The sequence below is a fragment of the Hydrogenophaga sp. genome (assembly GCF_041633695.1).
GTDB lineage: Bacteria > Pseudomonadota > Gammaproteobacteria > Burkholderiales > Burkholderiaceae_C > Hydrogenophaga.
Genome location: NZ_JBFJMY010000765.1, coordinates 1 through 1,033, shown reverse-complemented (window position 1 = coordinate 1,033; position 1,033 = coordinate 1). Strand labels below are relative to the sequence as shown.

Below are 1,033 nucleotides of genomic sequence, written 5' to 3'. Positions count from 1 at the left end.
CTGGATGCCGCCGGGCAAGCCCACCAATACCTGGAGTACGGTAACTACTTCAACACCTGGCGCAGCCGCAACGCGCTGAAAATGTGGACCGGCTGGCCCACCTTTCCCATGGTGTTTGTCAAAGGCACGCTGGTGGGCGGCGCGCAAGAGTTGCGCGCGCTGATCGGTCGCGGCGAGTTGAAAACGCTGCTGGCTTGAGCGTGTTGTGAAGCTGATGGGGCGCGCGGATGGGCCCGCCGCCACGCGGTTTCGCCCAGGCGCGTTATGCCGACAGCTGGGGTGGTGTTTGCATCTGCTCGGGCGTGGTGAAGTAGGCCGCTGAAGCGCCCATGCGTTCGCGCGCTTGCGCCAGCTCGTGTTTGGCCACGCTGCGCAGGTGCACTTCGTCGGGCCCGTCCATCAGGTGCAGGGCACGGCCCCAGGTCCAGAAGTAGGCCAGCGGCGTGTCGGGCGACAGGCCCATGGCGCCGAAGATCTGCATGGCGCGGTCCATCACGCGGGTCTGCAGGCCGGCGGCCACCACCTTGATGGCGGCGACCTGGGCACGCACCGCTGCGGGCGTGGACCGTTCCGGGTGGTCGAGCAGCCAGGCGCAGCGCAACACCAGCAGGCGCGCCTGGTCGATCTCGATGCGCGACAACGCAATCCAGTCCTGCACGTTGGCGTAGTCCGACAGGTACTTGCCAAAGGTCTGGCGCTCCAGCGCGCGTTCGCTTGCCAGCTCCAACGCCAGCTCGCACTGGCCGATGGTGCGCATGCAGTGGTGCACGCGGCCAGGGCCGAGGCGTGCCTGTGCCATGGCAAAGCCTTCACCCCCGCCGCCCAGCAAATGATCGGCCGGCAGGCGCACGTTGCGGAACACGATCTCGCAATGGCCTTCGGGCGCGTGGTGGTGCACCACCGGGATGTTGCGCACAATCTCCACGCCGGGTGTGCCCATGGGCAACAGCAACATGCTGTGGCCGTGGTGTTTGTCGGGTGCGCTGTCCGAATCGGCATTGCGCGCCATCACGATCAGCAGCTTGCAGTTCGG

1 protein-coding gene and 1 pseudogene are annotated in these 1,033 nt (G+C 66.8%); one reads left to right on the top strand and one right to left on the bottom strand.

The window, feature by feature from the left end:
• Nucleotides 1-198: pseudogene (locus ABYB95_RS23940) on the top strand (glutaredoxin); the annotation flags it as partial.
• A gap of 64 nt (nucleotides 199-262) precedes the next feature.
• Here the strand turns inward: ABYB95_RS23940 and ABYB95_RS23935 are convergent.
• Nucleotides 263-1,033: acyl-CoA dehydrogenase family protein (locus ABYB95_RS23935; RefSeq protein WP_372662996.1), on the bottom strand; the 771-nt coding region annotated here is incomplete at its 5' end.